The 26252-nt window shown below is 71.5% G+C and carries 23 protein-coding genes; 10 read left to right on the forward strand and 13 right to left on the reverse strand.

Annotated features, from left to right (window positions below; genetic code table 11):
- Window positions 1-72: 72 nt before the first annotated feature.
- The 6 genes from AB0C26_RS44515 to AB0C26_RS44540 all read right to left on the reverse strand — a co-directional run bounded on the left by AB0C26_RS44515 (window position 73) and on the right by AB0C26_RS44540 (window position 6602).
- Entirely contained in the window at window positions 73-411 is a 339-nt protein-coding gene (locus AB0C26_RS44515; protein WP_360260897.1) for a DUF6082 family protein, read from the reverse strand.
- A gap of 225 nt (window positions 412-636) precedes the next feature.
- Window positions 637-1509: a PLP-dependent aminotransferase family protein gene (locus AB0C26_RS44520; protein WP_360260900.1), complete on the reverse strand. Its 873-nt coding sequence runs from the start codon at window positions 1507-1509 to the stop codon at window positions 637-639.
- 244 nt (window positions 1510-1753) lie between these two features.
- Window positions 1754-2635 carry a carbohydrate ABC transporter permease gene (locus tag AB0C26_RS44525; RefSeq protein ID WP_360260903.1) on the reverse strand — a complete coding sequence of 294 codons (882 nt, stop codon included), beginning with the start codon at window positions 2633-2635 and terminating at the stop codon, window positions 1754-1756.
- The gene (locus AB0C26_RS44530; protein ID WP_360260905.1) at window positions 2636-3541 is read right to left on the reverse strand and encodes a sugar ABC transporter permease; all 906 of its coding nucleotides are present in this window, start codon (window positions 3539-3541) and stop codon (window positions 2636-2638) included. It lies immediately after the preceding gene.
- A gap of 1 nt (window position 3542) precedes the next feature.
- Window positions 3543-4943, reverse strand: coding sequence for an N-acetylglucosamine/diacetylchitobiose ABC transporter substrate-binding protein (gene ngcE, locus AB0C26_RS44535; protein WP_360260907.1), 1401 nt, complete (start codon window positions 4941-4943; stop codon window positions 3543-3545).
- Window positions 4944-4952: 9 nt separating this feature from the next.
- Window positions 4953-6602 (reverse strand): serine hydrolase, encoded by a 1650-nt coding sequence (locus AB0C26_RS44540; protein WP_360260910.1) that lies wholly within the window; start codon window positions 6600-6602, stop codon window positions 4953-4955.
- 109 nt (window positions 6603-6711) lie between these two features.
- Between AB0C26_RS44540 and AB0C26_RS44545 the strand changes: the two genes are divergently transcribed.
- A complete protein-coding gene (locus AB0C26_RS44545; protein ID WP_360260912.1) occupies window positions 6712-8430 on the forward strand; it encodes a glycoside hydrolase family 3 N-terminal domain-containing protein in 1719 nt (572 codons plus the stop codon).
- A complete protein-coding gene (locus tag AB0C26_RS44550) occupies window positions 8427-9719 on the forward strand; it encodes a DUF1343 domain-containing protein (RefSeq protein ID WP_360260914.1) in 1293 nt (430 codons plus the stop codon). Before AB0C26_RS44545 ends, AB0C26_RS44550 begins: the two co-directional genes overlap by 4 nt.
- Here AB0C26_RS44550 and AB0C26_RS44555 read toward each other — a convergent pair.
- Entirely contained in the window at window positions 9659-10690 is a 1032-nt protein-coding gene (locus AB0C26_RS44555; protein WP_360260916.1) for a BadF/BadG/BcrA/BcrD ATPase family protein, read from the reverse strand. The two genes, AB0C26_RS44550 and AB0C26_RS44555, sit on opposite strands and share 61 nt — an antisense overlap.
- Before the next feature lie 38 nt (window positions 10691-10728).
- On the opposite strand from AB0C26_RS44555, the gene AB0C26_RS44560 reads away from it, so the two are divergent.
- From AB0C26_RS44560 to AB0C26_RS44580, 5 genes are all read left to right on the forward strand, one after another.
- Window positions 10729-11610, forward strand: coding sequence for a MurR/RpiR family transcriptional regulator (locus tag AB0C26_RS44560; protein ID WP_360260919.1), 882 nt, complete (start codon window positions 10729-10731; stop codon window positions 11608-11610).
- Window positions 11607-12512: an N-acetylmuramic acid 6-phosphate etherase gene (murQ, locus tag AB0C26_RS44565; RefSeq protein ID WP_360260921.1), complete on the forward strand. Its 906-nt coding sequence runs from the start codon at window positions 11607-11609 to the stop codon at window positions 12510-12512. The genes AB0C26_RS44560 and murQ overlap by 4 nt, the downstream gene beginning before the upstream one ends.
- 54 nt (window positions 12513-12566) lie before the next feature.
- On the forward strand, window positions 12567-13526 hold the full coding sequence (locus AB0C26_RS44570) for an ABC transporter substrate-binding protein (RefSeq protein ID WP_360260923.1): 960 nt from the start codon (window positions 12567-12569) through the stop codon (window positions 13524-13526).
- A 73-nt stretch (window positions 13527-13599) separates the two neighbouring features.
- Window positions 13600-14766: a cellulose-binding domain-containing protein gene (locus AB0C26_RS44575; RefSeq protein WP_360260926.1), complete on the forward strand. Its 1167-nt coding sequence runs from the start codon at window positions 13600-13602 to the stop codon at window positions 14764-14766.
- A 98-nt stretch (window positions 14767-14864) separates the two neighbouring features.
- The gene (locus tag AB0C26_RS44580; protein WP_360260928.1) at window positions 14865-16166 is read left to right on the forward strand and encodes a lipase family protein; all 1302 of its coding nucleotides are present in this window, start codon (window positions 14865-14867) and stop codon (window positions 16164-16166) included.
- A gap of 4 nt (window positions 16167-16170) precedes the next feature.
- Here the strand turns inward: AB0C26_RS44580 and ligD are convergent, their stop codons facing one another.
- The gene (gene ligD, locus AB0C26_RS44585; protein WP_360260930.1) at window positions 16171-17121 is read right to left on the reverse strand and encodes a non-homologous end-joining DNA ligase; all 951 of its coding nucleotides are present in this window, start codon (window positions 17119-17121) and stop codon (window positions 16171-16173) included.
- Between the two features lie 120 nt (window positions 17122-17241).
- Between ligD and AB0C26_RS44590 the strand changes: the two genes are divergently transcribed.
- Entirely contained in the window at window positions 17242-19278 is a 2037-nt protein-coding gene (locus tag AB0C26_RS44590) for a hypothetical protein (RefSeq protein WP_360260932.1), read from the forward strand.
- A 1-nt stretch (window position 19279) separates the two neighbouring features.
- Window positions 19280-20797, forward strand: coding sequence for a hypothetical protein (locus AB0C26_RS44595; protein ID WP_360260934.1), 1518 nt, complete (start codon window positions 19280-19282; stop codon window positions 20795-20797).
- A gap of 11 nt (window positions 20798-20808) precedes the next feature.
- Here AB0C26_RS44595 and AB0C26_RS44600 read toward each other — a convergent pair whose 3' ends face one another.
- From AB0C26_RS44600 to AB0C26_RS44615, 4 genes are all read right to left on the reverse strand, one after another.
- Window positions 20809-22815, reverse strand: coding sequence for a glutamate decarboxylase (locus tag AB0C26_RS44600; protein WP_360260935.1), 2007 nt, complete (start codon window positions 22813-22815; stop codon window positions 20809-20811).
- 247 nt (window positions 22816-23062) lie between these two features.
- Window positions 23063-23665, reverse strand: coding sequence for a hypothetical protein (locus AB0C26_RS44605; protein ID WP_360260937.1), 603 nt, complete (start codon window positions 23663-23665; stop codon window positions 23063-23065).
- On the reverse strand, window positions 23662-23970 hold the full coding sequence (locus AB0C26_RS44610; RefSeq protein ID WP_360261090.1) for a helix-turn-helix transcriptional regulator: 309 nt from the start codon (window positions 23968-23970) through the stop codon (window positions 23662-23664). Before AB0C26_RS44610 ends, AB0C26_RS44605 begins: the two co-directional genes overlap by 4 nt.
- A gap of 12 nt (window positions 23971-23982) precedes the next feature.
- Window positions 23983-25134 carry a glycosyltransferase gene (locus AB0C26_RS44615; RefSeq protein WP_360260939.1) on the reverse strand — a complete coding sequence of 384 codons (1152 nt, stop codon included), beginning with the start codon at window positions 25132-25134 and terminating at the stop codon, window positions 23983-23985.
- Window positions 25135-25219: 85 nt separating this feature from the next.
- Between AB0C26_RS44615 and AB0C26_RS44620 the strand changes: the two genes are divergently transcribed.
- Window positions 25220-25825 (forward strand): TetR family transcriptional regulator, encoded by a 606-nt coding sequence (locus AB0C26_RS44620; RefSeq protein ID WP_360260941.1) that lies wholly within the window; start codon window positions 25220-25222, stop codon window positions 25823-25825.
- On the opposite strand, the gene AB0C26_RS44625 is transcribed toward AB0C26_RS44620, so the two are convergent.
- Window positions 25822-26178, reverse strand: a complete 357-nt coding sequence (locus tag AB0C26_RS44625) for a nuclear transport factor 2 family protein (RefSeq protein ID WP_360260943.1) — start codon at window positions 26176-26178, stop codon at window positions 25822-25824. The two genes, AB0C26_RS44620 and AB0C26_RS44625, sit on opposite strands and share 4 nt — an antisense overlap.
- Between the last annotated feature and the right edge of the window lie 74 nt (window positions 26179-26252).

The raw sequence follows: 26252 nt of genomic DNA on the forward strand, positions 1-26252 counted from the left end.
GAACTCACGAGGGTAGGGCTTGGGCACAGCAACATCCTTCCAGCCCGCCGTCACGGCAAGCCATCTCAGATGTCACCTATCTGTGCAGCAGACCCGGTAGTACGTTTCCGGACGGTCGAGACACAGGGCAAGCATTTGAAGCTGGAAGGCTCGGATCGCCTGGGTCCGAGCTATTTCGGCCTGATGCCGTTGCAGGAAGAGCGAAGCGACGACTCCGATCAAGGCCAGTGCGGTCAGGATGGCCGATATCCCACCGTAGGCCTGCCCGACGTTGCTGAGCGTCTCCCAGTGCCCTCGATCAAGGCGGTTAAGCCTTGACAAAATCAACGGGGAGAAGATTATCGCAAGGAATCCGGACAGCCCTGCCATCACCAATGCTGCAATCCTGAAGAAAGGGCTTCGACGATTCATGCGATCTCCTGGCTGAGGCCTGTACCGCCACGGACTCCAGAGCCAACGATGTCATGCGACGCCAAGCGCGACCCGTTGTAGTCGAGGTGTCTGGGCGACCGGCGCCCCGGCACCTGGGCGGGAAGGCGGCGCCGCTTCGGCCACGGCGGTGGGCAGGCTGCGGGGGAACGCGGCCGGGAAGACCCAGGAACATCATGCACCCGGACCGGCCGCATCGGTGCCGTGCTACGGCGTCGTCTGTCCGAGATGTGCTCGGACGGCCGTGACGAGGGCGGATATCGCGCCGTCGTAGGCGTGCTGTGGTGGTGTGCCGTAGCCGACGACGAGGCCGAGGGAGGCCGCCGCGTGTCGGTGGTGGAACGAGCTCGACGTTTCCGTGGCGACGCCCTGCTCGGCCAGCCGGTCGAGCAGTTCGGGTTCGTGGTTCGCGGTTCCGGGCAGGTGCAGCACGGCGTGGAGGCCGGCCGCGATTCCGGTCAGCCGGGCGCCGGGCAACCGAGCGGCGACGGTCTTCCCCAGCTGGTCACGGCGGTGCCGGTATCGGGTGCGGCAGCGGCGCAGATGCCGATCGAGGTCGCCGCGCTCGATCAGGCGCGCGAGGACGAGCTGGTCGATTGTGTTGACGTGGCTCTCGTCGAAGCGCAAGGCGTGCGAGAGGGCGGGGATCAGGTGGGTGGGCGCGGCCAGCCAGGCCATCCGCAGGCCGGGCGCGATGGTCTTGCTGACCGTCCCGGTGTACACGACGCTGTCGGGATCGAGGCCCTGCAGCGCACCGACCGGCTGGCGGTCGTAGCGGAATTCCCCGTCGTAGTCGTCCTCGACGACGACGGAGCCGGTGCGCCGGGCCCAGTCGATCAGGGCCACACGTCGTTCGGGGCTGAGGGTGACGCCGACGGGGAACTGGTGGGCCGGGGTGACGACCGCGGCTACCTCGTCGCTGAGCCGGTCGACGCGGACCGGCCCGGTCCACGAGGATGCGGTGGGCGCGCGGGCCGGCCTTCTCGGCCTGAGCCGGGTAGTCGGCCACGGTGGGGTCCTCGAAGGCGACGGCGGAGGCGCCCCGATCGAGAGCGCGGCACAGAATCTGCGAGGAAACATCGACAGATCCGGAAGCCCCGGACGCAGATCGAAACCGGCCACGGTCCGGCGGAACGACGATACCGGCGTCAGGCTCAGCGGGGGCCTCGGAACAGGGCGGGGCGCGACCACGACACCAGTTCACGGGAGGAAGGCAACCGGACACCGGGCGCGTGAAGCACCTCGCCGTGGCAATCGGGCAGACCACGTTCGTTCTGGGCACCGACCGGCCGGCCACCTCGGAACCGCGCGAGCGCCGCCGTTCTCAGCGGAGCTGGCCGGCGGCCAGGCCGCTCTGGACCTGGCGGTGGAAGAGGAGGTAGCCGGCCAGGACGGGGAGCATGGCTATGGTCATGCCGGCGAACAGGCCGCTGAAGTCGCCCTGGTAGCCCTCGTTGACGGCCAGCGCGGTCAAGCCCTGGGCCAGCACCCAGTTCTGGTCGGCGCCCTCGCCCTGCATCAGGACTATGGGCAGGACGTACTGGTTCCACTGGAACAGGAAGTTGAAGATGCCGACGCTGACCAGGCCGGGGCGGGCCATCGGCAACATGACGCGGAAGAACAGGCCGAAGTGGCCGCACCCGTCGACCATCGCCGCCTCGGCTACCGCGGTCGGCAGGGTGCGGAAGAACGCGGTCAGGAAGAAGACCGTGAACGGCAGGGAGTACGCGGCGTACACCAGCGTGAGGCCGGGCAACGTGCCGAGCATTCCCAGATCTCGTACGACGAAGAACAGCGGCACCAGCGCCAGGAAGACCGGGAACATCATGCCGCCCACGAAGGCGTAGTAGACGACCCGGCCGCCCCGGAATTTGTAGCGGGCCAGCACGTATGCCGCCATGGCGCCGAACAGCATGGTCAGGATGAGGGCGCCGGTCACCACGATCGCGCTGTTCAGGAAGTAGCGGCCGATGTGGGCCTCGTTCCAGGCCCGCGCCCAGTTCTCCCAGCGCGGCCTCGACGGCAGGCTCCACGGGCTGGTGAGGATCTCGTCGTCGCTTTTGAACGAGCTCACCACCGCCCACAGCAGCGGCAGCGTGGTCAGCAACGCCCAGCCGGCGAGGAACAGGTGGGACAGCACGGGCGGCGAGGAGCGAGGCCGGGCGGGCGACTGAACGGGCGCCCGCGGGCGGGTCAGCACGGCCATCTACAACTCCACCCGTTCCCGCCGGGTCACCCGCAGGAACATCGCCGCCACGGTGAGGGTCAGGAAGAACATCGCGACCCCGATGGCCGACGCGTAGCCGAACTGGCCGTCGGCGAACGCCGTCTTGTAGAGCCGCAACCCCACCACGTCCGACGAGGACGACGGGCCGCCGTCGGTGACGATCTGCACGATGGCGAAGCCGTCGATGGCGATGATGGCCAGGTACACCCAGGCGACCTGGATCGTGTCCCACACCAGCGGCACAGTCAGCCGCACCAGCGTGGTGAGCCGGCCGGCGCCGTCGAGCAGGGCGGCCTCGTACAGGTCGCGGGGTAGGGATTGCATGGCCGCGCTGAACAGGACCACGTAGAAACCCACGTTCATCCAGATCATCACGGCCATCACGCACCAGAAGGAGAACCGCGGGTCGCCCAGCCAGGCCACCGCCAGGCCGTCCAGGCCGGCCGCGCGGAGGAAGCCGTTGATCAGGCCGGTGTGCGGGGCGTACATCTCCTTCCAGAGGACGCCGACGATCGCCACCGACAGCACCTGCGGAAAGAAGTAGACGACCCGGTAGAAACCCGCCCCCCGTACGCCGTGGACGCCCACCCGGTCGGCCCGCCCGCCCACGCTGATCATCGAGGCGAAGAAGAGGCCGAGCAGGATCGTCACCACCGGCAGCAGCACGAGCAGCAATCCGTTGTGCCGCAGCGCGTTCCAGAAATAGCCGTCGCTCAGCAGCCGCCGGAAATTGTCGAGCCCGACGAAGTCGTACGTGGGGGAGAGCCCGCTCCAGTTCGTTCCCGCGATCGGAAACGCCTGCGCGTACGGCGAGACGACGAAAATCCCGTACAGCAGCAGGGGTGGTAGCAGGAAGACGGCGATGAACAGGCGTTTGCCGGGCACGTCAGGACCGCTTGTACTTCTTGATCGCGGGGTCCTGGGCGAACTCGTCGGCCGATTTCTGGATTTTGTCGCACCACTGGGCGGCCGTGATGCGCTTGGCGAACAGTTCGGCGCTGGCCGCGTCGACCCGTTCCCGTTCGAGCTTGCGGTAATACGACGAGTAGAGCCATGTGAACGCGGTGCCCTGGGACGCGTCGATCAGTTTCTGGACCGAGGTCAGGCCCGGGCCGAGTTCGATGCCGGCGCTGGAGCCCTGAACCGCCGTGAGGCTGCTGACCTTGCGGGTGAAATCGGAGGCGCCCTTCTGCGAGAGCATGACGCGCAGGTATTCGAGGCCGCCGCGCACGTTCTTGCCCTTGGACGGCACGACGAACGGTTCGCTGCCGGTGCCGCGGAACGCCTCGTACGGCATCTTGTCGCTCGTGGTGAGGCTCGGCGTGGGCGCGACCGCCATCCGGAAATCGGGCGGGGTGACGGCTTTCTGCTCGTTCTCGAGCCACGATCCGCAGGAAAGGAAGGCGGCCTTGCCCCGGCACCATTCGGTCTGCGATTGGACGTGGTCCATGCCCTCGGCGCCGGGTTCGAGGAATCCGTCGACGGCGAGTTGGTAGTACGCCTCGGCCGCGGTCTTGACCGCCTCGTGTTTCCAGGCGTTCGGCTCGAGGTTGTCGATGGCCTTGATGACCTCGAGGCCGCCCATCTTCCCGGCGGCCGCGATGATCGGCCAGCTCAGGTAACGCGCGTGTTTACCCGGATAGGTCCAGGGCGCGATGCCGGCCGCCTTGATCTGCTGGCACAGGGCGATCATCTCGTCCCAGGTCTTCGGATACGTCCAGCCGTGGGCGTCGAACAGCTTCTGCGAATACCAGATGCCGTACGCGGAATAGGCGTAATTCAACGACAGGAACTTCCCGTCGTACGAACCGACGTCGACGATGCCGGGAAGCAGGGTGTCCCGCACTTTCTTGTCCGGGACGTCGAGGCTCGGCGCGTCCAGCAGCTCGCCGAGGTCGGCCAGGGCGCCCTGCGAGACCAGGCCGTTGAAGTCGATCTGGCTGCCGCCCGAGTTGTTGACGACGTCGGGCGGATCGCCGGCCACGAAACGGGGCTGAAGCGTCTCGGCGATCTGCTGGGTGGCCGAGTGCTTGATCTCCGCCTGGGGGTAGCGCTGCTTGTACATGGCCTCGTGGGCCTTGGCGTAGTCCTCGCCGAAGCCGCCGTTGAAGATGACCACCTCGAGCGGGGCGTCCTCCTTCACGCCGAGCGGGTTGCCCGCGCTCACCGAACCCTTGGCGTCGCCCTCGGCGTCGTCGCCGCCCATCGCGCACCCGGCGAGCGCGCTCGCGGCGGTGACGCCCGCCGCGCCCTGGAGAAGCCCACGCCGGCTGATCGTGTGTTCCATGCTCGGCTCCTATGCGGTCGGTGACGAGGTCCAGCCGTCGGCGATCAGGGGAGTGCGGCCGTCGACGAGAATCGTGCCGGGCTCGTGAACGCGGAGCCGGTCGAGCCGGACGCCGCGGCCCTGCGAATTGGCGTCGGTGCGGTAGGTGAAACGCACCTGAGTCGTGCCGGCCGGAATGGCGGCGCCGGCCGGCCACCAGCGGCGGCCGCCGAAACCGCTGAGCGTGCCGTCGCCGCTCAGGCTGAAGGGCAGAGGCGTCCAGGCCACGCCGTCCGCCGACGACTCGACGGTCAGGATGTCGCGGTTCGGCTCCGTGTCGTACCACAAATGGAAGGAGGCTCGGGCCCGCTCGCCCGCCGGCTGCCGCAGAGGGGCGGTAAGCGTCATGGTGGCGTTGTCGCGTAATTCCGTACGCCAGCCGTGGCCTTTGACGGGATGGGCGCCGGCGAAGGTGCGGGCGAGAGCGCGCCGGGCGACATTGTTGCTTCCCCAGGCGCGGTCCGGGTGGACGCGGTTGCTGAGCAGAATGAGGAACGACTGGTCGAGCGGGTCGATGACGATCGACGTACCGGTGAATCCGGTGTGCCCGAACGTGACCGGCGAGGTCATGCCGTCCATGTACCAGTACTTGGACAGCTCGAAGCCGAGCCCGCGCGCGCTTTCCGGATTCTGCTCGAGCAGGTCGGCGTTGTAGTTGACCAGCGCCCGCCGGACCATTGCGGTGGAGAGGATCCGCTTTCCCCGGTAACTGCCGCCGTTGAGCAGGGTCTGACACAGAATCGCGAGATCGTCCGCGGTGGAGAAGACACCCGCGTGCCCGGCCACGCCGCCCAGCGACCACGCGTTCTCGTCGTGCACCTCACCCCAGACCAGACCCCGATCGACGTACGGCTGGTATTCGGTGGCCGCGATACGCGGGCGAAGCTCCGGCCCCGGGTTGTATCCGGTGTCGCGCATCCGCAGCGGGCCGGTCACGCCGTCCCGTACGGCCCGGTCGAGGGTCTTGCCGGTGACCCGCTCGACCAGAACGCCGAGCGCGATGAGCCCGATGTCCGAGTAGACGTATTTCCGGCCGGGGGTGATCGGCGTGGCCAGCGCGGCCGCGAAACGTTCCTCGGGAGTCTTGTACAGCGAATAGAACGGCAGAAAGGCGGGCAGGCCCGAGGTGTGCGTCAGCAATTGCTTGATGGTCACTGCCTCTTTGCCGCCGGCCGCGAACTCCGGGACGTAGTTCGCGACCGGCGCGTCCAGATCGACCCGGCCCGCCTCGGCCTGCTGGAGCACGACGATCGTGGTGAAGAGCTTGGAGATCGAAGCCAGGTCCCAGAGCGTGTCGGTACGGGCGGGGACGCGCTGCTGGGGGGGAAGCTCGGAGGGGCCCGCGGTGTAGCGGACCGCGTCACCGACCGCGAAGCGTGACACCACGACCCCGTGGTGCGCGGCGAGCACGGTGGCGCCCGCGTACGTGGGGTGATCGGGGTGGTCGGCCGTGGGTCGCAAATACGACTCGGCGATGCCGGGCAGGGCGGCGATCGGGCCGGGCGACAGGCCGGCCTGGCGTGCCGTGCCGGGGCGCAGCACGTCGTGCCGGAAGTGGATGTCGGCCGGTGTGACCAGGCACGCCACCAGCAGAAGGGGTGCGACGAGAGCTGTAATCATCAACGCTCCTCAATACGTCGATTCGTCGAGGATGGAGGTTTCCTTCGTGACTTGCAAGAGGGGCGAAGGTTATTGCCATCGCTCCGTGACCCGGCTACCTTCCGACAACATGCGAACGCGTACGGTCGCTTTTCTCGCCGTTGCCGCCCTCGGGGTGCCGGCCGCCGGGGTGCCGACGGCCTCACCGGTCGAGGCCGCGCTGGCCCGGATGACGCTGCCGGAGAAGGTCGGGCAGCTCTTCACCACGTACGTCTACGGCGGCGACGCGTCGACGCCGTCAGCCGAGAACCAGCGGCTGTACGGGGTGAGCACGCCGGCCGAGGTCGTCGCCAAATACCACCTCGGCGGGGTCATCTACTTCGCCTGGACGAACAGCCTGCAGAACCCGAGCCAGATCGCCACGCTCAGCAACGGGCTCCAGGCGGCGGCCACCGGGGTGCCGCTGTCCATCTCGACCGACCAGGAACACGGCGTGGTCACCCGGATGCCGGCGCCGGCCACCCAGTTCCCGGGCGGGATGGCCCTGGGGGCCGGGCGCAACCCGATCGACGCCTACCGTACCGGGCAGGTCACCGGGGCCGAGCTGCGCGCCGTCGGCATCACCCAGGCCTGGGCCCCGGACGCCGACGTGAACGTCAACCCGGCCAACCCGGTGATCGGGGTGCGCTCGTTCAGCAGCGATCCGAGGCTGGCGGCGGCGCTCACCGTGAGCCAGATCGCCGGACTCCAGACGGGCGCGAACACGTCGGCCGCGGCCAAGCACTTCCCGGGACACGGCGACACGGCCACCGACAGCCACACCGGCCTGCCGGTGATCACCCACACCCGGGCCGAGTGGGAGAGGATCGACGCGCCGCCGTTCAAGGCCGCCATCGCCGCCGGCGCCGACGCGATCATGAGCGCGCACATCGTGGTGCCGGCGCTCGACCCCGCCGGCGACCCGGCCACCCTGTCCAAGCCGATCATCACCGGGCTGCTCCGGGGCGAGCTGGGCTACCGGGGCGTGGTGGTCACCGACTCGCTGGAGATGGCCGGGGTACGGCAGAAGTACGGCGACGAGCGGGTGCCGGTGCTGGCCCTGAAGGCCGGCGTGGACATGCTGCTGATGCCGCCGAACATGCCGGTGGCCTACGACGCGGTGCTCGCGGCGGTGGCGTCGGGTGAGCTGACCGAGGCCCGGATCGACGAGTCCGTACGCCGGATCCTCAAGCTCAAGCAGAAGCGCGGCCTGCTGTCGTGGCAACCGGTCGACCCGGCCGCCGCCGCGCGGATCGTCGGATCGGCCGGGCACCTGAGGGTCGCGCGGAGCGTCACCGACCGCACGATCACGGCGATCCGCAACGACGACGGGGTGCTGCCGTTCACGCGCGGCACGTCGGTGCTGGTGACCGGGTGGAACTCCAGCGCGACGAACAACATCGGGGTGCTCGCCACGGCGCTGGGCGGCACCGGTCTGGTCACGGGCGTCCCGAACGACGCGAAGATCGCCGAGGCGGTGGCGGCGGCGGGGACGCACGATCTGACGGTGGTGCTGACCAGCCGGGCCTGGGACACCACCACGGCCGATCCGGGCGGGCGGCAGCAGGCCCTGGTCCGGGCCCTGGTGGCGACGGGCAAGCCGGTCGTTCTGGTACCGGTCCGCGATCCGTACGACGTCGCCGCGCTGCCCGAGGCGCGTACGTCCCTGGCCACGTACAGCTATTCGGTGGTCTCCATGGAGTCGCTGGCCAAGGTGCTGCTCGGGGTGGTGCCGCCGCGCGGCAAACTGCCGGTCGAGATTCCCGGCGCCTACCCGTTCGGGCACGGGCTGACCTGGAGCGTCCGGTGAGGCGCCGGTCGGTCTTCACCGTGGCCGGGCTGGCGGCGGTGTCGGTTCCGGCCGCGGCCGATGCTTCTCCACCGGCCGGGACACGGGCGCGGGTGCGGACCGGCATGGACCGGCTGGCCGCCTCCGGCTGGGACAGGCTGAAGGGCTCGCGCGTCGGCGTCGTCTCCAACCCGACCGGAGTGGACCGCGACTACCGGCATCTGGTCGACCGGATGCACGAGGACGGCGTGACCATCGGGGGCGTCTTCGGGCCCGAACACGGTTTCCGCGGCTCGGCGCAGGCCGGTGGCAGCGAGGGCACCGGCGTCGACGCGCGCACCGGCTTGACGGTCTACGACGCGTACCTGGCCTCGCTCGAGAAGTGGATGTCGATGTTCACCGCCTCGGCGGTGCGAACGGTCGTCTTCGACATCCAGGACGTCGGCGCCCGCTTCTACACCTACATCTACACGCTGTACGACTCGATGGCCGCGGCCGCCCGGCTCGGCCTGCGCTACGTGGTGCTGGACCGGCCGAACCCGATCGGCGGGCGCGCCCACGGCCCGATGATGACCGACGGCTACACGTCCGGGGTGGGCCGCCTGAAGATCGTCCAGCAGCACGGCCTGACGGTCGGCGAGCTGGCCCGCTTCTACAACGGCGAGTTCCTGTCCGGCGCGGTGAACCTCGAGGTGATCACCTGCACGGGCTGGCACGGTGGCCTGCACGCGAGCGACACCGACGTCCCGTGGGTCCTGCCGAGCCCGAACATGCCGACGCCGGACACGGCGGAGGTCTACCCCGGCACCGGCATGGTCGAGGGGGTGTCGGCCCTGTCCGAGGGCCGCGGCACGACCCGCCCGTTCGAACTGATCGGCGGCCCCGGCTTCGACCACCGCTGGGGCGACCGGGTGGCCGCGCACGGCCTGCCCGGCGTGGAGTTCCGCGAGGCGTACTTCACCCCGACGTTCAACAAGTTCACGAACGTCCTGTGCGCCGGCGTCGAGGTGAAGGTAACCGGCAAAGCCGGGTTCGACCCCATCCGTACGGCGGTGGCCATGCTGGTCGAGGCCCGCAAGGAGCCGGCCTTCAGCTGGCGCCTGGACGGCACCCGGCACTGGATCGACCTGCTGACCGGCTCCGCCCGCCTCCGCACCATGATCGACGCCGGCGCCACCCCGGCCGAGGTGACCGGCGCCTGGGCGGCGGAGTTGGCCGCCTTCCAGAAACAGCGCCGCCCCTACCTGCTCTACCCGCGCCCCTCCTCGCCCACCGGGTCTGGTTCGCTCGGCGCGCGGTCCGGGTCGTGAAGGCTGCTGGTCAGGCGGGCGTGCACCACCGGGGGCACGGGGGCGCCGGTGAGCCGTCCGAGGGCCAGGGCCGCGGCCCCGCCGGCGCCGTCGAGCGCCGGCCGGGGCCGTGTGACACCACGGGCCGTCAGGCCGGCCCGCACCGCGCGACCGACCGGTCCGGGCCCGAGCAGCACGGACCCGGCCAGCACCACGACAGCGCCGGGTGGCGGCCCGACGCTGTCGTAGGTGTGCAACAGCCGATTCGCCGCCTCGGCGCAGATCCGCGCCGCCACGGCATCCCCGGCCTCCGCCGCCGCACCGACCGCCGGCGCCAGCACACCGAGCCGCGCCGGGGCGGCGGCGAATCCCGCGGACACCAGGGCTTGCGCCCGCCGCTCGGCGCTGGCGTTCTGTGTTGTTCCCACCCCGAAGTGGGCCTCGGCGGCCTCCACCATCGCGGTCCCCTCGCCTCGGCCGTCCAGGGCGGCCAGGGCGGCCCGCAAAGCCCGTACGCCGATCCACACCGCGGAGCCCTCGTCGCCCAGGAGCCAGCCGTAACCGTCGCAGCGGTGGGCGAGGATCCCGTTCGTGAAGCGGGCGGCCAGGGCGCCCGTGCCCGCGAGCAGGAGCACGCCGTCGGGAGCGGTGGTGCCCGCCGCGTACGCCACCTCGAGGTCGGTCACCGTGACCACCTCGCCGGTCAGGCCGGCACTGTGCCAAGCCCGGCGGGCGGCGGCCCGGAACGCCTCCCGGCCGGCGCCCGCCGAGCCGGCCCCGCCCAGCACGCCGATCCGTACCGCCGAGCGGTCGACTGTGGCCAGCGCCCCGGTGAGCGCCGCCGCCAACGTCGCGCCGATCTCGCCGTGACTGCTGTTCCGGTTGGCGCCGCCGGACGTGCCGCGGCTCACCACCGTGCCGTCGAGGGTGGCTATCACGCATCTTGTCGTCGTGGCGCCCGCGTCGAGGCCGGCGACCGTCGTCGCGCTCATAGTCCGCTGACCGTACCTCGCCCGTGGAGAGACTGACGATGCCATCAGGAGCGGAAACGATCGTCCGGGCGCGCGGGCTGCTGCCGTCGCTGTCCCCGGCCGAGCAGCGGGTGGCCCGGGTGGTGATCGACGAGGCGGCCACCGCGGCCGGGCTCACCATCACCGATCTGGCCGTGCGGGCCGGCGCCAGCGAGACCACCGTGATCCGGTTCTGCCGGGCCATGGGCTTCGCCGGCTATTCGCAGCTGCGGCTGACTTTGGCCGCCGAGGCCGGTCGCTCGGTTCCCGGCGGGGAGCCGGTCGGCAGCGACATCAGCGCGAGCGACGATCTGGCCCAGGTGGTCAAGAAGATCGCCTTCGCCGACGCCCGCGCGGTCGAGGAGACCGCCTCGCAGATCGACATCGCCGTGCTGGAGCAGGTGGTCGACCTGGTCGCCGGGGCACGGCGGGTGGACATCTACGGTGTCGGGGCGAGCGCCTTCGTGGCCACCGACTTCCAGCAGAAGCTGTACCGGATCGGGCGGGTCGCCTACGCCTGGAGCGACACCCACCTGGCCCTGACCAGCGCCGCCCTGCTCGACGAGCGGGACGTGGCGTTCGGCATCTCGCACACCGGCACGACCTCCGACACCATCGACGCGTTCACCGAGGCCGGCCGGCGCGGCGCCCGGACGGTCGCGCTCACCAATTTTCCCAAGTCGCCCATCACCCGGGCCGCCGATCTGGTGCTGACCACCGCGGCCCGCGAGACCACGTTCCGTTCCGGCGCCATGGCCAGCCGCCTGGCCCAGCTCACCGTCATCGACTGCGTCTTCGTCGGCGTCGCCCAGCGCACGTACGCCGAGACCCGCACCGCGCTCGACGCCACCTACGCGGCGGTGCGGGGCCGGCGGATCGGCGCCGAGCGGAGCCGCGGGTGAGGCCGGTGGACGAGGTGCCGCTGTCGCGCACCGAGCAGCGCAACCCGCACAGCGCCGCGATCGACCAGATGGCCACCCTCGACCTGCTGACGCTGATCAACGACGAGGACCAGCGGGTGCCGGCCGCGGTGGCCGAGGTGCTGCCCGAGCTGGCGGCGGCGGTCGAGCTGGCCGTGACCGCGCTCGCCGGCGGCGGCCGGGTGCACTATGTCGGGGCCGGCACCTCGGGGCGGATGGCCGTGCTGGACGCGGCCGAGCTGATCCCCACCTTCGGGCTGGAGCCGGGCCGGGTCGTGGCGCACATCGCCGGCGGGGCGCACGCGCTGACCCGGCCGGCCGAGGACGCCGAGGACGACGAGATCGCGGGGGCGGCCACGGCCGGCGAGATCGTGCCGGGTGATCTGGTCGTCGGGGTCACGGCCAGCGGCCGTACGCCGTACGTCCGGGCCGCCCTGGCCGCCGCGCGCGCCTGCGGGGCGCACACCGTGCTGGTGTCGGCCAACCCGGCCTCGCCGCTCGCCTCCGGCGTGGACGTGCACATCGCGCCGGACACCGGGCCCGAGGTGCTGACCGGCTCGACCCGGATGAAGGCCGGAACCGCGCAGAAGCTGGTCCTGAACGCCTTCTCCACCGCGACGATGGTCCGGCTCGGGCGCACGTACTCCAATCTGATGACCGACATGCTGGCCAGCAACGCCAAGCTGCGCGACCGGCAGCTGCGCATCCTGGCCGAGGCGACCGGCGCCGACGCGGAGGCGTGCCGGCGGGCGCTGGGCGAGGCCGGCGGCGACGCGAAGGTGGCCGTGGTGACGCTGATCGCCGGGGTCACCGCCGAGGCGGCCGGCCGGGCGCTGGCCGAGACGGGCGGCCACATTCACCGGGCGTTGCGCCATCTGCGTTGACCGATCGGTACGCGTCGATCTAAGTTGCCAGGGAGCCGGCTGGACGGAGTTCCGATGCGACGCTCACCTCTTCTCGCGGCACTGGTCGCGACGGTCCTCGTGGTCACCGCGTGCGGCGGCTCCGGCGACGATCCCGACGACGCCTCGGCCGGGCCGGACAAGGTCAACGCGGGCGTCATCGCCATCGTCGACGTCGCGCCCATCTATCTGGGCAAGGCCAAGGGCTTCTTCAGCAAGCGCGACATCGACCTCACCCTGACCACCGCCCAGGGCGGCTCGGCCATCGTGCCGGCCGTGCTCAGCGGCGAGTTCCAGTTCGGCTTCAGCAACACGATCTCGCTGCTGCTCGCCCAGAGCCGCAAGGTGCCGATCAAGGCCATCTCGAACGGCAACAACTCCACCGGCGTGGACGGGAAGGACTTCGCCGGGCTGTTCGTCAAGGCCGACAGCCCGATCCGTACGGCCAAGGACCTCGCCGGCCGCAAGGTCGCCGCCAACACCTTGAAGAACATCGTCGAGACGAGCGTGCGCGCCTCGGTCCGCAAGGCCGGCGGCGACGCCGCGAAGGTCGGCTTCGCCGAGCTGGCCTTCCCCGACCAGTTGCCGGCCCTGCAGAGCGGGCAGGTCGACGCCATCTTCGTGGTGGAGCCGTTCCAGCAGGCGGCGCTGGCCGCGGGCGCCCGCCGGATCGCCTCCAGTTATGTCGACGTCGCGCCCGACCTCACCGTGGCCATGTACTTCACCTCGCAGGAGCTCCTGGCCCGCGATCCCGACCTGGTCCGGCGGTTCACCGAGGCGATGAAGGAGTCGTTGGCGTACGCCGACGAGCACCCGGACGAGGTGCGCGCGGCCCTGGGCGACTACACCAAGATCCCGCCCGAGACTCGGGCCGCCCTGGTCCTGCCCCGCTGGCCGTCCGAGGTGAACCGCGCCTCGGTCGAGACCCTGGCCGGCCTGGCTCAGGCCGACGGCCTGCTGACCGCGCCGCCGAACCTCGACGCCCTGCTGCCCTGACGCTTCCCCGAACCACTCGACACAACTACAGTCATCAATGTATGGGAGCGCTCCCAACGTTGAGGAGGTAGTCGTGAGGACTCGGATCGCGATGGCGGTGGTTCTGGCCGCGGCGGGCTTGGTGGTGGTACGGGCGCCGGCCGCGTCGGCGGCGCCCGCGTGCACGGTGGGATGGACCGCCAACCAGTGGTCCACCGGATTCACGGCCGACGTCCAGGTCACCAACGGCGGGGCGCCGGTCACGTCGTGGACCCTGTCCTGGACCTTCGCCGGCGACCAGCGGATCACCAACGGCTGGAACGCCACGGTCTCCCAGTCCGGCCCGGTCGTCACCGCGACCAGCGCCGGCTGGAACAGCCCGCTGGCGACGGGCGCGTCGGCCCGGTTCGGCTTCCAGGCCACGTACTCCGGAACCAACACCGCACCCACCGCCTTCACCTTCAACGGCGTCTCCTGTAACGAGGAGACCACCACCCCGCCGCCGACCACCCCGCCGCCGACCACCCCGCCGCCGACCACCCCGCCGCCCACCACCCCACCGCCCACCTCGCCGCCGCCGACCTCGACCGGCCCCGGCGACGGGTTCGAGAACCAGGCCGGCAGCGTCCCGTCGGGGGACTGGGCCGTCACCTACCCGGACTGCTCCGGCGCGGGCACCGCCGCCATCGACCGCGCGGTCGCGCACAGCGGCTCGGCGTCCCTGCGCGTGAACGGCGCCGCCGGCTACTGCAACCACGTCTTCGTCCGCAACACCCAGCTCCTCGCCGGCGCCGGAACGGCCTGGTACGTGCGCTTCTGGGTGCGGCACACCACCGCCCTCCCGGCCTCGCACGTCACCGCCGTGGCCATGCGGGACTCGGCGGACGGCGGCCGCGACCTGCGCTTCGGCGGCCAGAACGGCGCGCTGCAGTTCAACCGCGCCTCCGACGACGCCACCCTGCCCGAGCAGAGCCCGGCCGGCGTCGCCCTCTCCGCCCCGCTGCCGGTGAACACCTGGAACTGCGTCGAGTACAAGGTGGACGGCGCCAACGGCACCATCGAGACCTGGCTGAACGGCACTTCGGTCCCCGGCCTCCGGGAGGACGGCGTACCGACCCACGACATCGACAGCCAGTGGCTCAACCGCACCTGGCGCCCGGCCCTGACCGACCTGCGCCTGGGCTGGGAAAGCTACGGCGAGGGCGCCGACACCTTGTGGTACGACGACGTGGCCGTCAGCGCCGCACGAAACGGCTGCTGACCACCGCCGTACGGGAAAGCAAGTGAGAGTTCCGCCTCCTGGTTTGTCTCGGGTGCTCTAGTTACCTTCCGGTAACCAGAGCCCCGTGGAGGCCGGACATGCTCAAACGCACCCTCACCGCCGCCGTTCTGCTCACCGTCTCGATCGCCGTGCCCACGCCCGCGCGGGCCGCCGCCGTCACGATTCCCGCCTTCTACACGCCGCCGGCGACGCTGCCGGCGGCCGACGGCGCGCTCGTTCGCACCGAGCCGCTGCCGCTCGCCCTGTCGCTGCCGGGGATCAGTGGAACCCTGCCCGGCAGCGCGACCCGGATCATGTACAAGTCGACCGACGCGTCCGGCCGGCCCGTCGCCGTGACCGGCGCCTACGTCGAACCGGCCACGGCCTGGCGCGGGCCGGGCGCCCGGCCGCTGGTGGTCCTCGCGCCCGGCACGATGGGGCAGGGCGACCAGTGCTCCACCTCCCTGGCCCTGCAACGGGGCCTGATCCTGGGGCAGGAGCAGGGGCAGACGACCATTTCCATCGGGTACGAGGTGCTGGCCCTGTACCGGCTCCTGGCCAAGGGCATCGCCGTCGTGCAGACCGACTATCCGGGGCTGGGCACGCCCGACCGGGTGCACACGTACGTCAACCGCGTCGACCAGGGGCACGCCGTGCTGGACGCGGCCCGCGCGGCCCGGGCGCTCCCGAACACCTCGCTCACGGCGGCGTCCCTCGTCGGCCTCTACGGATACAGCCAGGGCGGCGGTGCGGTCGCCTCGGCGGCGGAGCTCCAGTCGGCGTACGCGCCGGACGTCCGCCTGAAGGCCACCTACTCGGGTGCTCCGCCGGCCGACCTGGCCGCGGTCACGGCGGCCATCGACGGCAGTGAGCTCGCGGCCGCCCTGGGCTGGTCGGTGAACGGTTTCGTGCAGTCGGAGCCGGCCCTGCGGCCGCTGGTCGACAAGTACCTGAGCGACGCCGGCCGGGCCGCGCTGAAGTCCATGTCGACGATGTGTGTCGGGGACGGCATCTTCGGCTACGCCGGCCGGAAGAGCTCATCGTGGACCACGTCCGGCCAGTCCCTGGCCGAGGTCACCGCGGCCGAGCCCGTCCTGCGCGCCTTCATCGACGACCAGCGCATCGGCACCCGCAAGCCCACGGGCGTCGTCCGGGTCGCCACCGGCGTCCGGGACAACCTCGTGCCGCACGGCCAGGCCCGTACCATGGCCGCAGACTGGTGCCGCCTCGGCGGCAATGTCGTCTACGCCCCGATCGCCCAGCTCGAGTCGGGCAGCGCCCTGCTGAACCACTTCGGCCCCCTGCTGACCGACCAGGGCACCGCCGTCGACTGGCTCACCCACCGCCTGTCCGGCCTCCCCGCCCTCTCCACCTGCGCGATCCTGCCCGTACAGCCGTGAGCCCTCAGTCGGGTAGTTGAGCGCACGACGGGTCGTGGTCGTCGAGCACTCCCCGGTAGACCGGGTGGCGCAGCTGGGTTCCGCCCGTCCACGAGCGGTACGCGATGCGGGCCACCACCTCGGGTTCGACCCAGGTGGCCTCGGCCATCGCCGTCAGCTCGGCGTGGCTCGCGGGTGGGCGGACCCGGCGCAGCGGGGTGAGCCGGCGCTCGAGCTGCTGTCGTGCGGCGCCGGACAGTCCACTGCCGACGCGGCCGACCAGGTGCAGGCGCCCGGACCGGTCGTAGGCGCCCACGATCAGGGCGCCGATCGTGTCGCGCAGCCGGCCCCGGCCGGGCAGCCACCCGCACACCACCACGTCCGCGGTGTGCGGGATGACCGTCTTGACCCACGTCTTGCTGCGCAGACCCGGCGTGTACGGCGAGGCCAGCCGCTTACAGACGACGCCTTCCAGCCCGTGTTCCCGGGCGGCCGCGTACACCTCGGCCGTGGCTCCGGGGAAGGAGGGCGGCGTCTGGACTCCGGCGCCCCGCAGGTCGAGCTCCTCGAGCAAACCCCGGCGATTGCTGTACGGCGTCTCCAGCAGCTCCTCGTCGCCGAGCACCAGCAGGTCGAACAGGTACAGGGTGACCGGCGCCGCCCGGAGCAGCCGGGGGCCGGGATCGCACACGCCGATCCGCTGCTGGAGCCGGGAGAAATCGGTGACACCGGCCGCGTCCAGGCACACCAGTTCGCCGTCGAGCGCGGCCCGCCGCCCGCCCAGCAGCTCCGGCAGCGCGGCCAGCTCGGGGAAGTTTCCCGTCACGTCCCGGCCGGTGCGGCTGTGCACGCGCCACCGGTCGCCGTTCGCCGTCACGCAGGCCCGCATCCCGTCGTGTTTGATCTCCGCCGCCCAGCCCTCGCCCGTCGGGACCGGCCCCGGCGTGGCCAGCATGGGAGCGATCGGGGTCGGCACCCCGTGATCGTCGGGCGGAGGTCCGGCGTACCGCAGGCGAACCGGCGGAATCCAGTCGTCATGGCGACAGATCAGCCGTCGATCCGCCCGGCGCGACCAAGATGACGATGAGGGAGGGACATGAGCGTCCAACTGCGGGGGCGGGCCGGGGACGGGCCGCTCGATCATCTGCGCACGATGATCCGGGCGCTGCCGGTGCCGACCGCGCCGGTGACCTTTCCGAGTCGGGAGGCGGCGCTCGGGCTGGCCCTGATGGACCTGTCGTTCCGGCTCGACCATCTGCCCCGGCTGTCCGAGCATCTGACGCTGATGGACCGCGGGCACATGAGCCGGACCATCAGCGTCGACGTCGACCTCGACCTCATCTCGGGGCGGCTGCGCGACACCCTGATGGTGCCGGGCGAGGGGTCGTCGCTGTGGGTGCCGGTGTCCCGGTACAGCCGGCGCGACCTGGCGCCGGTGGTCATCCGCGAGTCGAACGGTGAGGTCGTGCCGCGGCTGTCGCACCGCGACGCCAACCGGGTCACCGCGGCCGCCTTCGTGAAGCTGCTGTTCATGCTGATCAACGCGCATGAGGACGTGTCGGCGCCGGCCAGCCCCATCCACCAGCTGCGGCACACCCATCAGCGCTCGCGGTGGCTGATCGAGACGGCGATCACCGAGCTGATCATGGTGGGTTCGCCGGCCGGGCCCCGGCTGCGCACGCCGGTCGACCACGCGGAGCTGGCGGCGCCGGTCGCGCGTGAGGGCGGCTCTCATTCCGTACGGGACCTGGCGCTCGCCGGTCTTGACGTGCTCTTCCCCGGCGAGGAACAGGTGCCGTTCGCGCGGCTGCTGCAATTGGCCGTACGGCAGGACATCCTGGTCGCTCAGCTCGGCCTGGACCGCCCGCGCCGGTTCCTGACCTGGGAGGCGCCGCTGCTGCCGGCGCAGCACCGGCCGGCCCCGCTGCAGACACTGGCCAAGAACGTGCTGCCGGTCAACCGCGAGTTCGTGGTGGAGTACCAGACCGAGATCCCGCGCTCGGTCAAGGCGTACCACCTGACCTTGGAGGTCCGGCAGGAGATCAGCGTGCGCCGGTTCCTGATGTCCAGCGACGTCGACGAGGAGTTCGTCGAGGTGCTGGCCCAGGACCTGGAGTCGGTGGCCCGGCGCGCGGCCCGGCTCGGCGACCACCACAAGCTGCTCGAACTGGAGATGCAGAGCATCGCCTCGCGGCTGGCCGAGCTGGGCCGCCGGCGCCTGGTCGACCTGACCGGCTACGAGGCCTACCTGGCCCGGCTGCCGATCCCGGTCGGCCCGGGCTCGGTGCCGCCGCCGGCCCGGCTGACCTCGGCCCAGGTGCTCGAGGCGCTGTCACGCGGCGACTGCTCGCTCGACGTGCTGGCCGCGTTCTGCGCCCACTACGCCGCCGACGGCCTGCAACATCTGGCCAAGAGCCTGCTGGCCGGGCCGGCCCTGCTGAACATCGCGGCCGGCCTGCGCGCGTCCCAGGTGGGCCGGGACGTCATCACCGACAACGATCCGCGCGAGCACGGCGCCCACGCGCACTGGCGGCGGCCCTCGGTGGAGCTCAGCCCGCAGTCGACCGAGCCGGTGCGCGTGTTCGCCTACATGGCCCTGGCCGACGAGGCGCCGGCCCTGATCGAGAGCATCACCCGCATGGTGGCCGGGCTGGCCCTGGTCGTCCTGGGCATCGGGACGCTGCTGTCGGGCGGGACAGCGTGGCTGTACTCGGCCGAGGTGTCCGAGCAGTTCGTGCCCGAGCAGGCCGACGCCGTGGTCGCGGTCCTGCTGCTGGTGCCCGGCCTGCTGTTGGCCCGGCTCGACCTGCCGAGCACGAAATCGGTGCTGGGTCAGCTGCACCGGTTCCAGCGGACCCTGGCCGCCGCCTCGGTGGTGGTGACCACCGCGCTGGCCATCGTGGTCGGCACGGTGCAGTCCGACCGGGAGATGACCCGGATGTTCCAGCTCGCCCTGGCCGTCCTGCTCGGCATCCTGGTCTGCTGCCTGTGCGAGTTCTACGCCCGGCGGATCCACCGGGGCAGCTCGGTGCCCCGCTCGACGAAGGTGCCGCGCTGGCTGCGCGACGCCCGCCGCTCCACCCGCCATCCGGTCGAGCCGGACGACTTCTTCGACGCGCGCGGCGAGGTGTGAGATGACCCAGCCCGCGAGCTCCACCAAGTCGTCGGAACTGGCCCGGATCGCGGCCGAGGCGGCCGGCACCCACTTCTCCTCGGTGCAGTTCACCCTCACCCACCGGGCCGCCAACGGGTCGGTGCCGGCGCCGGCCATCGAACCGGACAAGGAGGACCCGAACGGCTGGCCCACCGACTTCTGCCACTTCTCGGCGGCCGGCCTGTCGGTGTCCACGTCGACCTGGCCGTCGGCCATGACCGCGTTCAGCGGCCGGGTCCAGATCGGCCTCGAGGAGGGCGCCGGGCAGCGGGACACGTACTCGTACTCGGGCTACGCCGTGCCGAACCCCGGCTTCCTCAACCAGTCCACCCGCAAGGTCGAGGTCATCATCACGCTGGGCACCACGCACTGGTCACCGACCTACCGCGAGGCCCTGATGCAGGCGCTGATCATCGAGAAGCTGACCGGCCTGGCCGCCGAGCGCGACGCCCCGGTGCTGCACCTGCACACCCCGGTCGCCCCGGTGCCGCAGACCAGCAAGGCCGAGCGCGGCGACGGCTCGATCGAGCGGCTGCGCGACGCGATCGGTCCCTGCCTGCGGTTCTCGGTCGGGGTCGACCCGGCGCTGTCCGGCACCCGGCTCGACTTCGAGACCGAGCTGGCGGCGCTGGCCGAGGAGTACGGCTTCGGCCTGAAACTGAGCGACCAGCGGTTCAACCGGGTACGGGGTGAGTGGTTCACGATCCGCGGATTCGACCGCGAGCGCTACCGCCAGGCCCGCAACCGCCTCTTCCCGGACGCCGCCGCGCTGACCCCGCGCCGCGCGGTCATCGCCAGCGTGGTCGGCCCCTCCCGCACCGGCACGACGGCGGCCGCGGTGGCCGCGCTGCGGGCCCGGGGGATCGGCGTGCTGGCCGCCTCCATCTCGAGCATGCGCAAGACCACCTTCATCAACCTGATGCTGCCGGTCGCGGCCGGCGCGCCCCGCCTGATGCCGCAGTGGTCGGGCGGCTGGCTCGACGCGCTGCCCCGGCTGAGCGCCTGCACCGGCCACCCGCCGGCGGCCGAGGAGACCGGCGACAGTCTGATCGACGACTGGAAGGTCGCGGTCAGCCCGGCCATGCGCTGCACCTACCCGCCGTCGAGCCAGCAGACCGGCGCCACCATCACGGGCCGCGTCCCCTACCCGATCTGGCTGTGGTGGCAGCTGCCGCACCGCACGGTCGACACCCCGGCCCTGCTCTCCGAGGTCCAGGCCGCGCTGCGCCCGCACACCCGGCGGTGCGAGGTCGCCTACGCCCAGTCGCGCCTGTGCCGGGGTGACGTCGTGCGGGGCCGGGCCAAACTGGTCGTGATGCTCTCGGAGGAACACCGCGACCACGCCGCCGTGCAGCGCCTGCTGACCGACGCCACCGAGGCGGCCCAGTACCGCGTCCGCGAGCGCCTGCCCCTGCTCGGCTGCCTCGACCCCAGCAAGATCCGCCTGCGCCTGTCACCGCGCGAGCGCTGGCTCACCTACGCCGGCGTCTCCACCTGACCGGCCGGAGCTCAGTGCCCCGGCCCCTGCACCATCCTGTGCCGTTCGAGCTCGTGCGCGCCGCCCTTCTTGGCCAGCGTCGCGCACGCCTCCTCGATGTCGCGGGCCAGCGTGTCGACGTGCTCGCGGCTCATCGTCTCCTTGACCAGAGCGCGCATGATCGTCACGTGCTGCGCGTTCGGCGGCAGCGTGTAGGCGGGCACCATCCAGCCCCGCTCGGCGGCCAGCTGCCAGGCCACGTCGAACTCGTCGAACCCGTTGTCGGCGGCCAGCCGGAACGCCACCAGCGGCAGCTGCTCCTCGTCCGGCCCGATCAGCTCGAACAGGCCCATCGCGGCCAGCTTCTCGCCCAGCACCCGGGCGTTGGCCTGCATGTTCTTCATGATGTACGCGTAGCCGGTCCGGCCGTAGCGCACCAGGTTGTAATACTGGGCCAGCACCATGGCCGAGCCGGTGGAGAAGTTCAGGGTGAAGGTCGAGTCGGTCTTGCCGAGGTAGTTCTCCTTGAAGACCAGCTCGTCGGCCAGGTCGGCGCTCTCCCGGAAGATCAGCCACCCGATGCCCGGGTAGACCAGCCCGAACTTGTGCCCCGACACGTTTATCGAGCGGACCTGCTCGAGCCGGAAATCCCAGGCGGTGTCCGGGTACAGGAACGGCCACACGAAACCGCCGCTCGCCCCGTCCACATGAAGTGGCACGTCGAGCCCGCGCTCGCTCTTGATCCGCAGCAGGAGCTCGTTGATGCCGGCGATGTCGTCCTTGTGCCCGGTGAACGTCGTGCCGAGGACGGCCGCGACCCCGATGGTGTTCTCGTCGACGAACGGTTCCACATCGTCGGGCCCGATCGTGTACTTGCCCGGCCGCAGCGGCACGATCCGCGGCTCGACGTCGAAGTACCGGCAGAACTTCTCCCACACGACATGCACGTCACCACCGAAGACCAGATTGGGTACGGCGGTGGCGGCGCCCCGCCGTTTACGCCAGTTCCACTTCAGCGACAGCCCACCCAGCATGATCGCCTCGGACGACCCCTGGGTCCGCGCTCCGGTGGTCGCGCCCGGGGCGTGGAACAGGTCGGCCAGCATCCGGATGCACCGCTGCTCGATCTCGGCCGTCCGCGGATACTCGGCGTGGTCGATGAAGTTGCGGTGCAGGTTCTCGGCGATGATCCGCTGCGCCTCCGGCTCCATCCAGGTGGTCACAAAGGTGGCCAGATTCCGGGCCGGGTCACCTTCCAGGGCCAGATCCTCGGCGACGAGACGGAAGGCGTCCTGCGCCGTCATCCCCCCCCCACCGGAAACGTCCGGGTCGGCACCTCGTGCGTGGCGAACCGGTTGCCGTACAGGTCGGCGTCGCTCATGCCGGTCATGTGCTCTCCTTGGGAACGGAATCAACAGTGCGGCCCCGACCAGGAAACAGAGGGCGCCGAGCAGGGTCCCGGCGAGATCGGCGCGCAGGTCGATCACATCGCCGGTGCTGGGCAGTACGAAGGCGGCCAGCGCCGCGCCCATGAAAAGAACCGAGCCGGCCATGGTGAGCCAGGCGATCCACCAGGCCCGCCGCCACCGGGGAACACCGGCGACGGCGAGCACCCCGAACACACTGGCGACGAGAAACAGCGTCGATCCGAACACGTCGGGCCGCCAGACGTGCCGATCCTGCTGCTGAACGGAGAGATTATGGGCCAGCGCGACCAGAGTGCTGACGTTGAAAAGAAGCGTCCCCGGAAACTGAACGGCCGCCGCCAGCCAGTTCCGGTCATGGGGCCGGGGCCCCCAGAACACGAGCCGCAACGGCCCACCGTCACCAGCGGGCGTCTGAGCCTGAAGCAACTGAAGAAACGAGGCCCCGGTAAAAAAGATCGACCCCACGAAGTACGTCAGAGCATCGGCGTCGGCCCCGACCGCATCGGCGTACGCGGGCACCGACGCCACAACGAAGCAGGCCGCCCCGGCCACGAAGAGCCCACCGATCGCAGCGTCGAGACGCTTCGGACGAATCCGCACTCCCGCCCCCACGTCGTCGACAGCTTCGTCCCCTCAATGCAATGCCGCCACCCCCCACCACCGCATCACCCCTCACGGATGACCCACGCCACGCTCCACCCCGCCGCCCACCGCAGCCCGCTTCCCGAGCCGCCCACCACGGCGCGTTTCCAGCCGAGCCGGCCGCCGCAGCTCGCTTCCCGACTCGGCTGAGACCGAGCTGGCTGCCGCGGGGCGCTTCGCGAGCCGGCCGCTGCAGCGTGTTTCCCGAGCCGGCTACTTAGACGTCGAGATGAACGCCGTTGGCCTCGGCCGCGAAGTGGACGTTGGCCAGAACGCCGTCCGAGCCGTTCCCGTCGGCGAGCGGCCCGGTCGCCCAGCCCTCGGCGGCCAGCCGCTCCCGGCTCCGCTCGGCGGCCTGCCGAGCGCCCGATCCACCGGCCCTCGATCCGGCGTCCAGCTCGGCGTTCGCACCGGGAGCGAGTGACCCGGCGTTCGCGCCGGGGGCGAGCGATCCGGCGTCCGCGCTTGGGAAAAGGTGGTTCTCGCCCCACAGGTAGTGGTCCGACGTGGAGCCCGTGGTGAAGCCCAGCGTGGTCGGCTGAGGCCGCGGGGCGTAGGCGAGGGTGGCCAGCCCGGAGCCGGCGGCAGCGCCCAGCGCGGCCCCGATCAGCAGCGACACGACGACAGCGGCCCGGGCCAGCGGACGGTGGACCGGTGGGCGGAAGCGCTCGCGCAGGCCGTCGAGGACCAGGCGGCGCCGGTCGGCCCGGGCGGGGGCGCCGCCGGGGCCGGCCATCTCCAGCATCGTCTCGATCAGTTCGGGGCCGTGCTTGCAGCGGAGGCAGGCCGGATACGCGACCAGCAGAGCCTTGTACGTCACGCCGCACCGCCGGCCGGGCGCGGGCGCAGGGCGAGCTGGCGGTCGACGGCGGCCGAGCGGCGGCGCAGGCGGTCGGCCTGGGCGGTCAGGGCCGCCGCGCCGCTGTCGCTCAGGCGGTAGTAGCGGCGCAGGCGGCCGTTGACCGCCTCTTCCCGGTCGACGGCGATCAGGCCCTGCTGGTCGAGCCGGTCGAGGGCTCCGTACAGCGTGCCGGGACGCAGTTTCACCTCGCCCTCGGAGAGCTCGGCGACGGATTGGACGATCCCGTACCCGTGCAGCGGCTGGGCTGCGAGCGCGGTCAGGATGAGGAAGGTGGGTTACGTCAACCGTGCTGTCAGGTCGGCCGCCACCTGCTCGGGCGCTGTCATGTCGGCGATCTGCCCCTGGATGCGGGCGGCTCCGGCGGCGTAGGCCGGGTCCGTCACCACCTTGCGGACGGCTTCGCGCAGTGTCTCCGGGTCGACCGGGCCGGGGGCCAGGCCGATGCCGCAGCCGGCCTGGTTCACGGCGGCGGCCTGCACCGGCTGGTCGGCGCCCTGCGGCCACACCACCAGCGGCACGCCCGCGGCGAGGCTGCCGAGGGTGGTTCCCGCGCCGCCGTGGATCAGCGCCGCCGAGACCCCCGGGAGCAGCTGGGCCAGCGGCTGGAAGGGCAGGACGGTCGCGTGCGGAGACTTGTGCGGAACCGCCGACGCGTCCGTTCCGGGCAGCGTCGTCGCGAGGAAGTCGACCGCCAGCGGGTCGTCGCCGCCGGTGAGGTCGTCCAGCAGTTTGCCGACGACGTCCGGCGCGGCGAAGTGCGATCCGAGCGTGACCAGCACGCGGGGCCGGCCGGGCGTCGGGGCCGGAACCGGTCCGGCGGTGGCCGGGCCCTGGTGGGGTTCGGGGCGCAGGGTCCACCGCTCGGCCGTGGTCGGCGTCCGGGAGGCGCCCAGGTCGGGCGGGCAGGTCTCGAGGAGCCAGCGGCCGGCCGGCAGCGCCGTCGGCGCGGTGAAACCGCGCGCGTCGAAGCGCGGCGCGGCGTTGGCGGCGATGGCGCCCAGGAATTCCGGCGGGACGCCCGGTCCGGTCGAGACCGTGGCCAGCGGCACGTCCAGGCCCGCCGCGACGAACACGCCGACCAGGTCGAACATCTCGTTGACGATCAGGTCGGGCTGCCAGGCGCGGGCCAGTTCGAGGGCGGCGTCCCCGCCCAGGTCCAGGCGCGCGCCGGCGAAGAACTCGGCCACCGCGGCCGGCGAGGTGCCGGCGGCCGCGTCGGTTCCGGTGCGGCGGGCGGCCTCCAGGAAGAGGGCGTCGGGGGCGGGGCCGGCCTGGAGGTGCTCGAATCCCTCGACCGCCACGTCGTCCGCCAGCGCCGCGGCGGACAGGACGGCGACCTGGTCACCGCGGCGGGCGAACGCGCGGGCGAGGGGGAGCAGTGGATAGAAGTGCCCCTGGGAAGGCACGGCTGAGAAGAGAACCTTCATGCTCATCAGCATATTGTTGCGTTCATCAGAATGACGTTCTTGTGATCGAGGGAACAGCTACCATGAGCGGCGAGGAAAGGGCCCCATGACCACGGCACGAGGCACCCGGCGCGCGCAGGCGGCGGCCGAGACGCGGGAACTGATTCTGGGCGCGGCCCGGCGCTGCTTCGCCGAGGACGGGTACGCGGGCGCGACCGTCAACGACATCGCGGCCGCGGCCGGCGTCGCGGTGGCCACGGTCTACACCAGCGTCGGCGGCAAGCCCGTACTCCTGGAACAACTGGTGCGCCGGGGCATGCGGGACGCGGCGGTCGCCGAGAGCCTCGACCGGGTCGCCCGGGCCGAGACCGGCGAGGAGGTGGTGCTGGCCATCGCCGAGGGCACCGGCGCGGCCTACCGCCGGCACGACACCGTGATCGCCCTGCTGATCGACACCGCGTCGCACGAGCCCGTGGCCCAGCGCCTGCGGGAGGAGGCCGTCGAGTCCTTCCGCTCGGCCCTGGCCAAGGCCGCCGAGCGCCTGGACGAGCTCGGCGTCCTGCGCGTCGACCGGGAGCGGGCCACCGACGTGCTCTGGTACTTCTTCGGCCTGTACGCCTGGCCGCGCGTCCTGCGGGACGCGACGTGGACCCCCGGCGAGGCGGCGGCCTGGCTGTACGAGACCGCCGTCCGTGCCCTGCTGAACGACTAAGCGTCCAGCATCGTGTAGAGGCTCGTGATGCGCCCGTCGGCCACGAGGCAGATGTCGACCCCGCTGACCGCGGGCGCCGCCCCTTCGGGCCCGAACTGCCAGGCGAGCATGGTCAGATCCTGCACGACCCGGACCTCACCGACCGCCGCGAAGACGAACCCGGGCGCCTTGTCGAGCAGCCCCTGCGCCTTCCGGTCCAGCGCGTCCCACCCCACGACCACCTCGTCCGGGTCGGCGAAGGTCACGTCCTCGGCGTAAATCTCCCGAATGGCCGTGGCCCTCTTCTCGGGGTCACGCTCTCCGAAGACCTCGAGCAGATTGCGAAAGGCGAGTTCGATCCTCTGGTCGGCCATGGCAGACACAATAGGCGGCACAATGCCGTCATGGCCTTCGATCGGGGGGTTGCGCTGCTCACGTAGCGCGTGGG

The sequence above is a fragment of the Actinoplanes sp. NPDC048796 genome (genome assembly GCF_040650035.1).
In the GTDB taxonomy this organism is placed as follows: domain Bacteria; phylum Actinomycetota; class Actinomycetes; order Mycobacteriales; family Micromonosporaceae; genus Actinoplanes.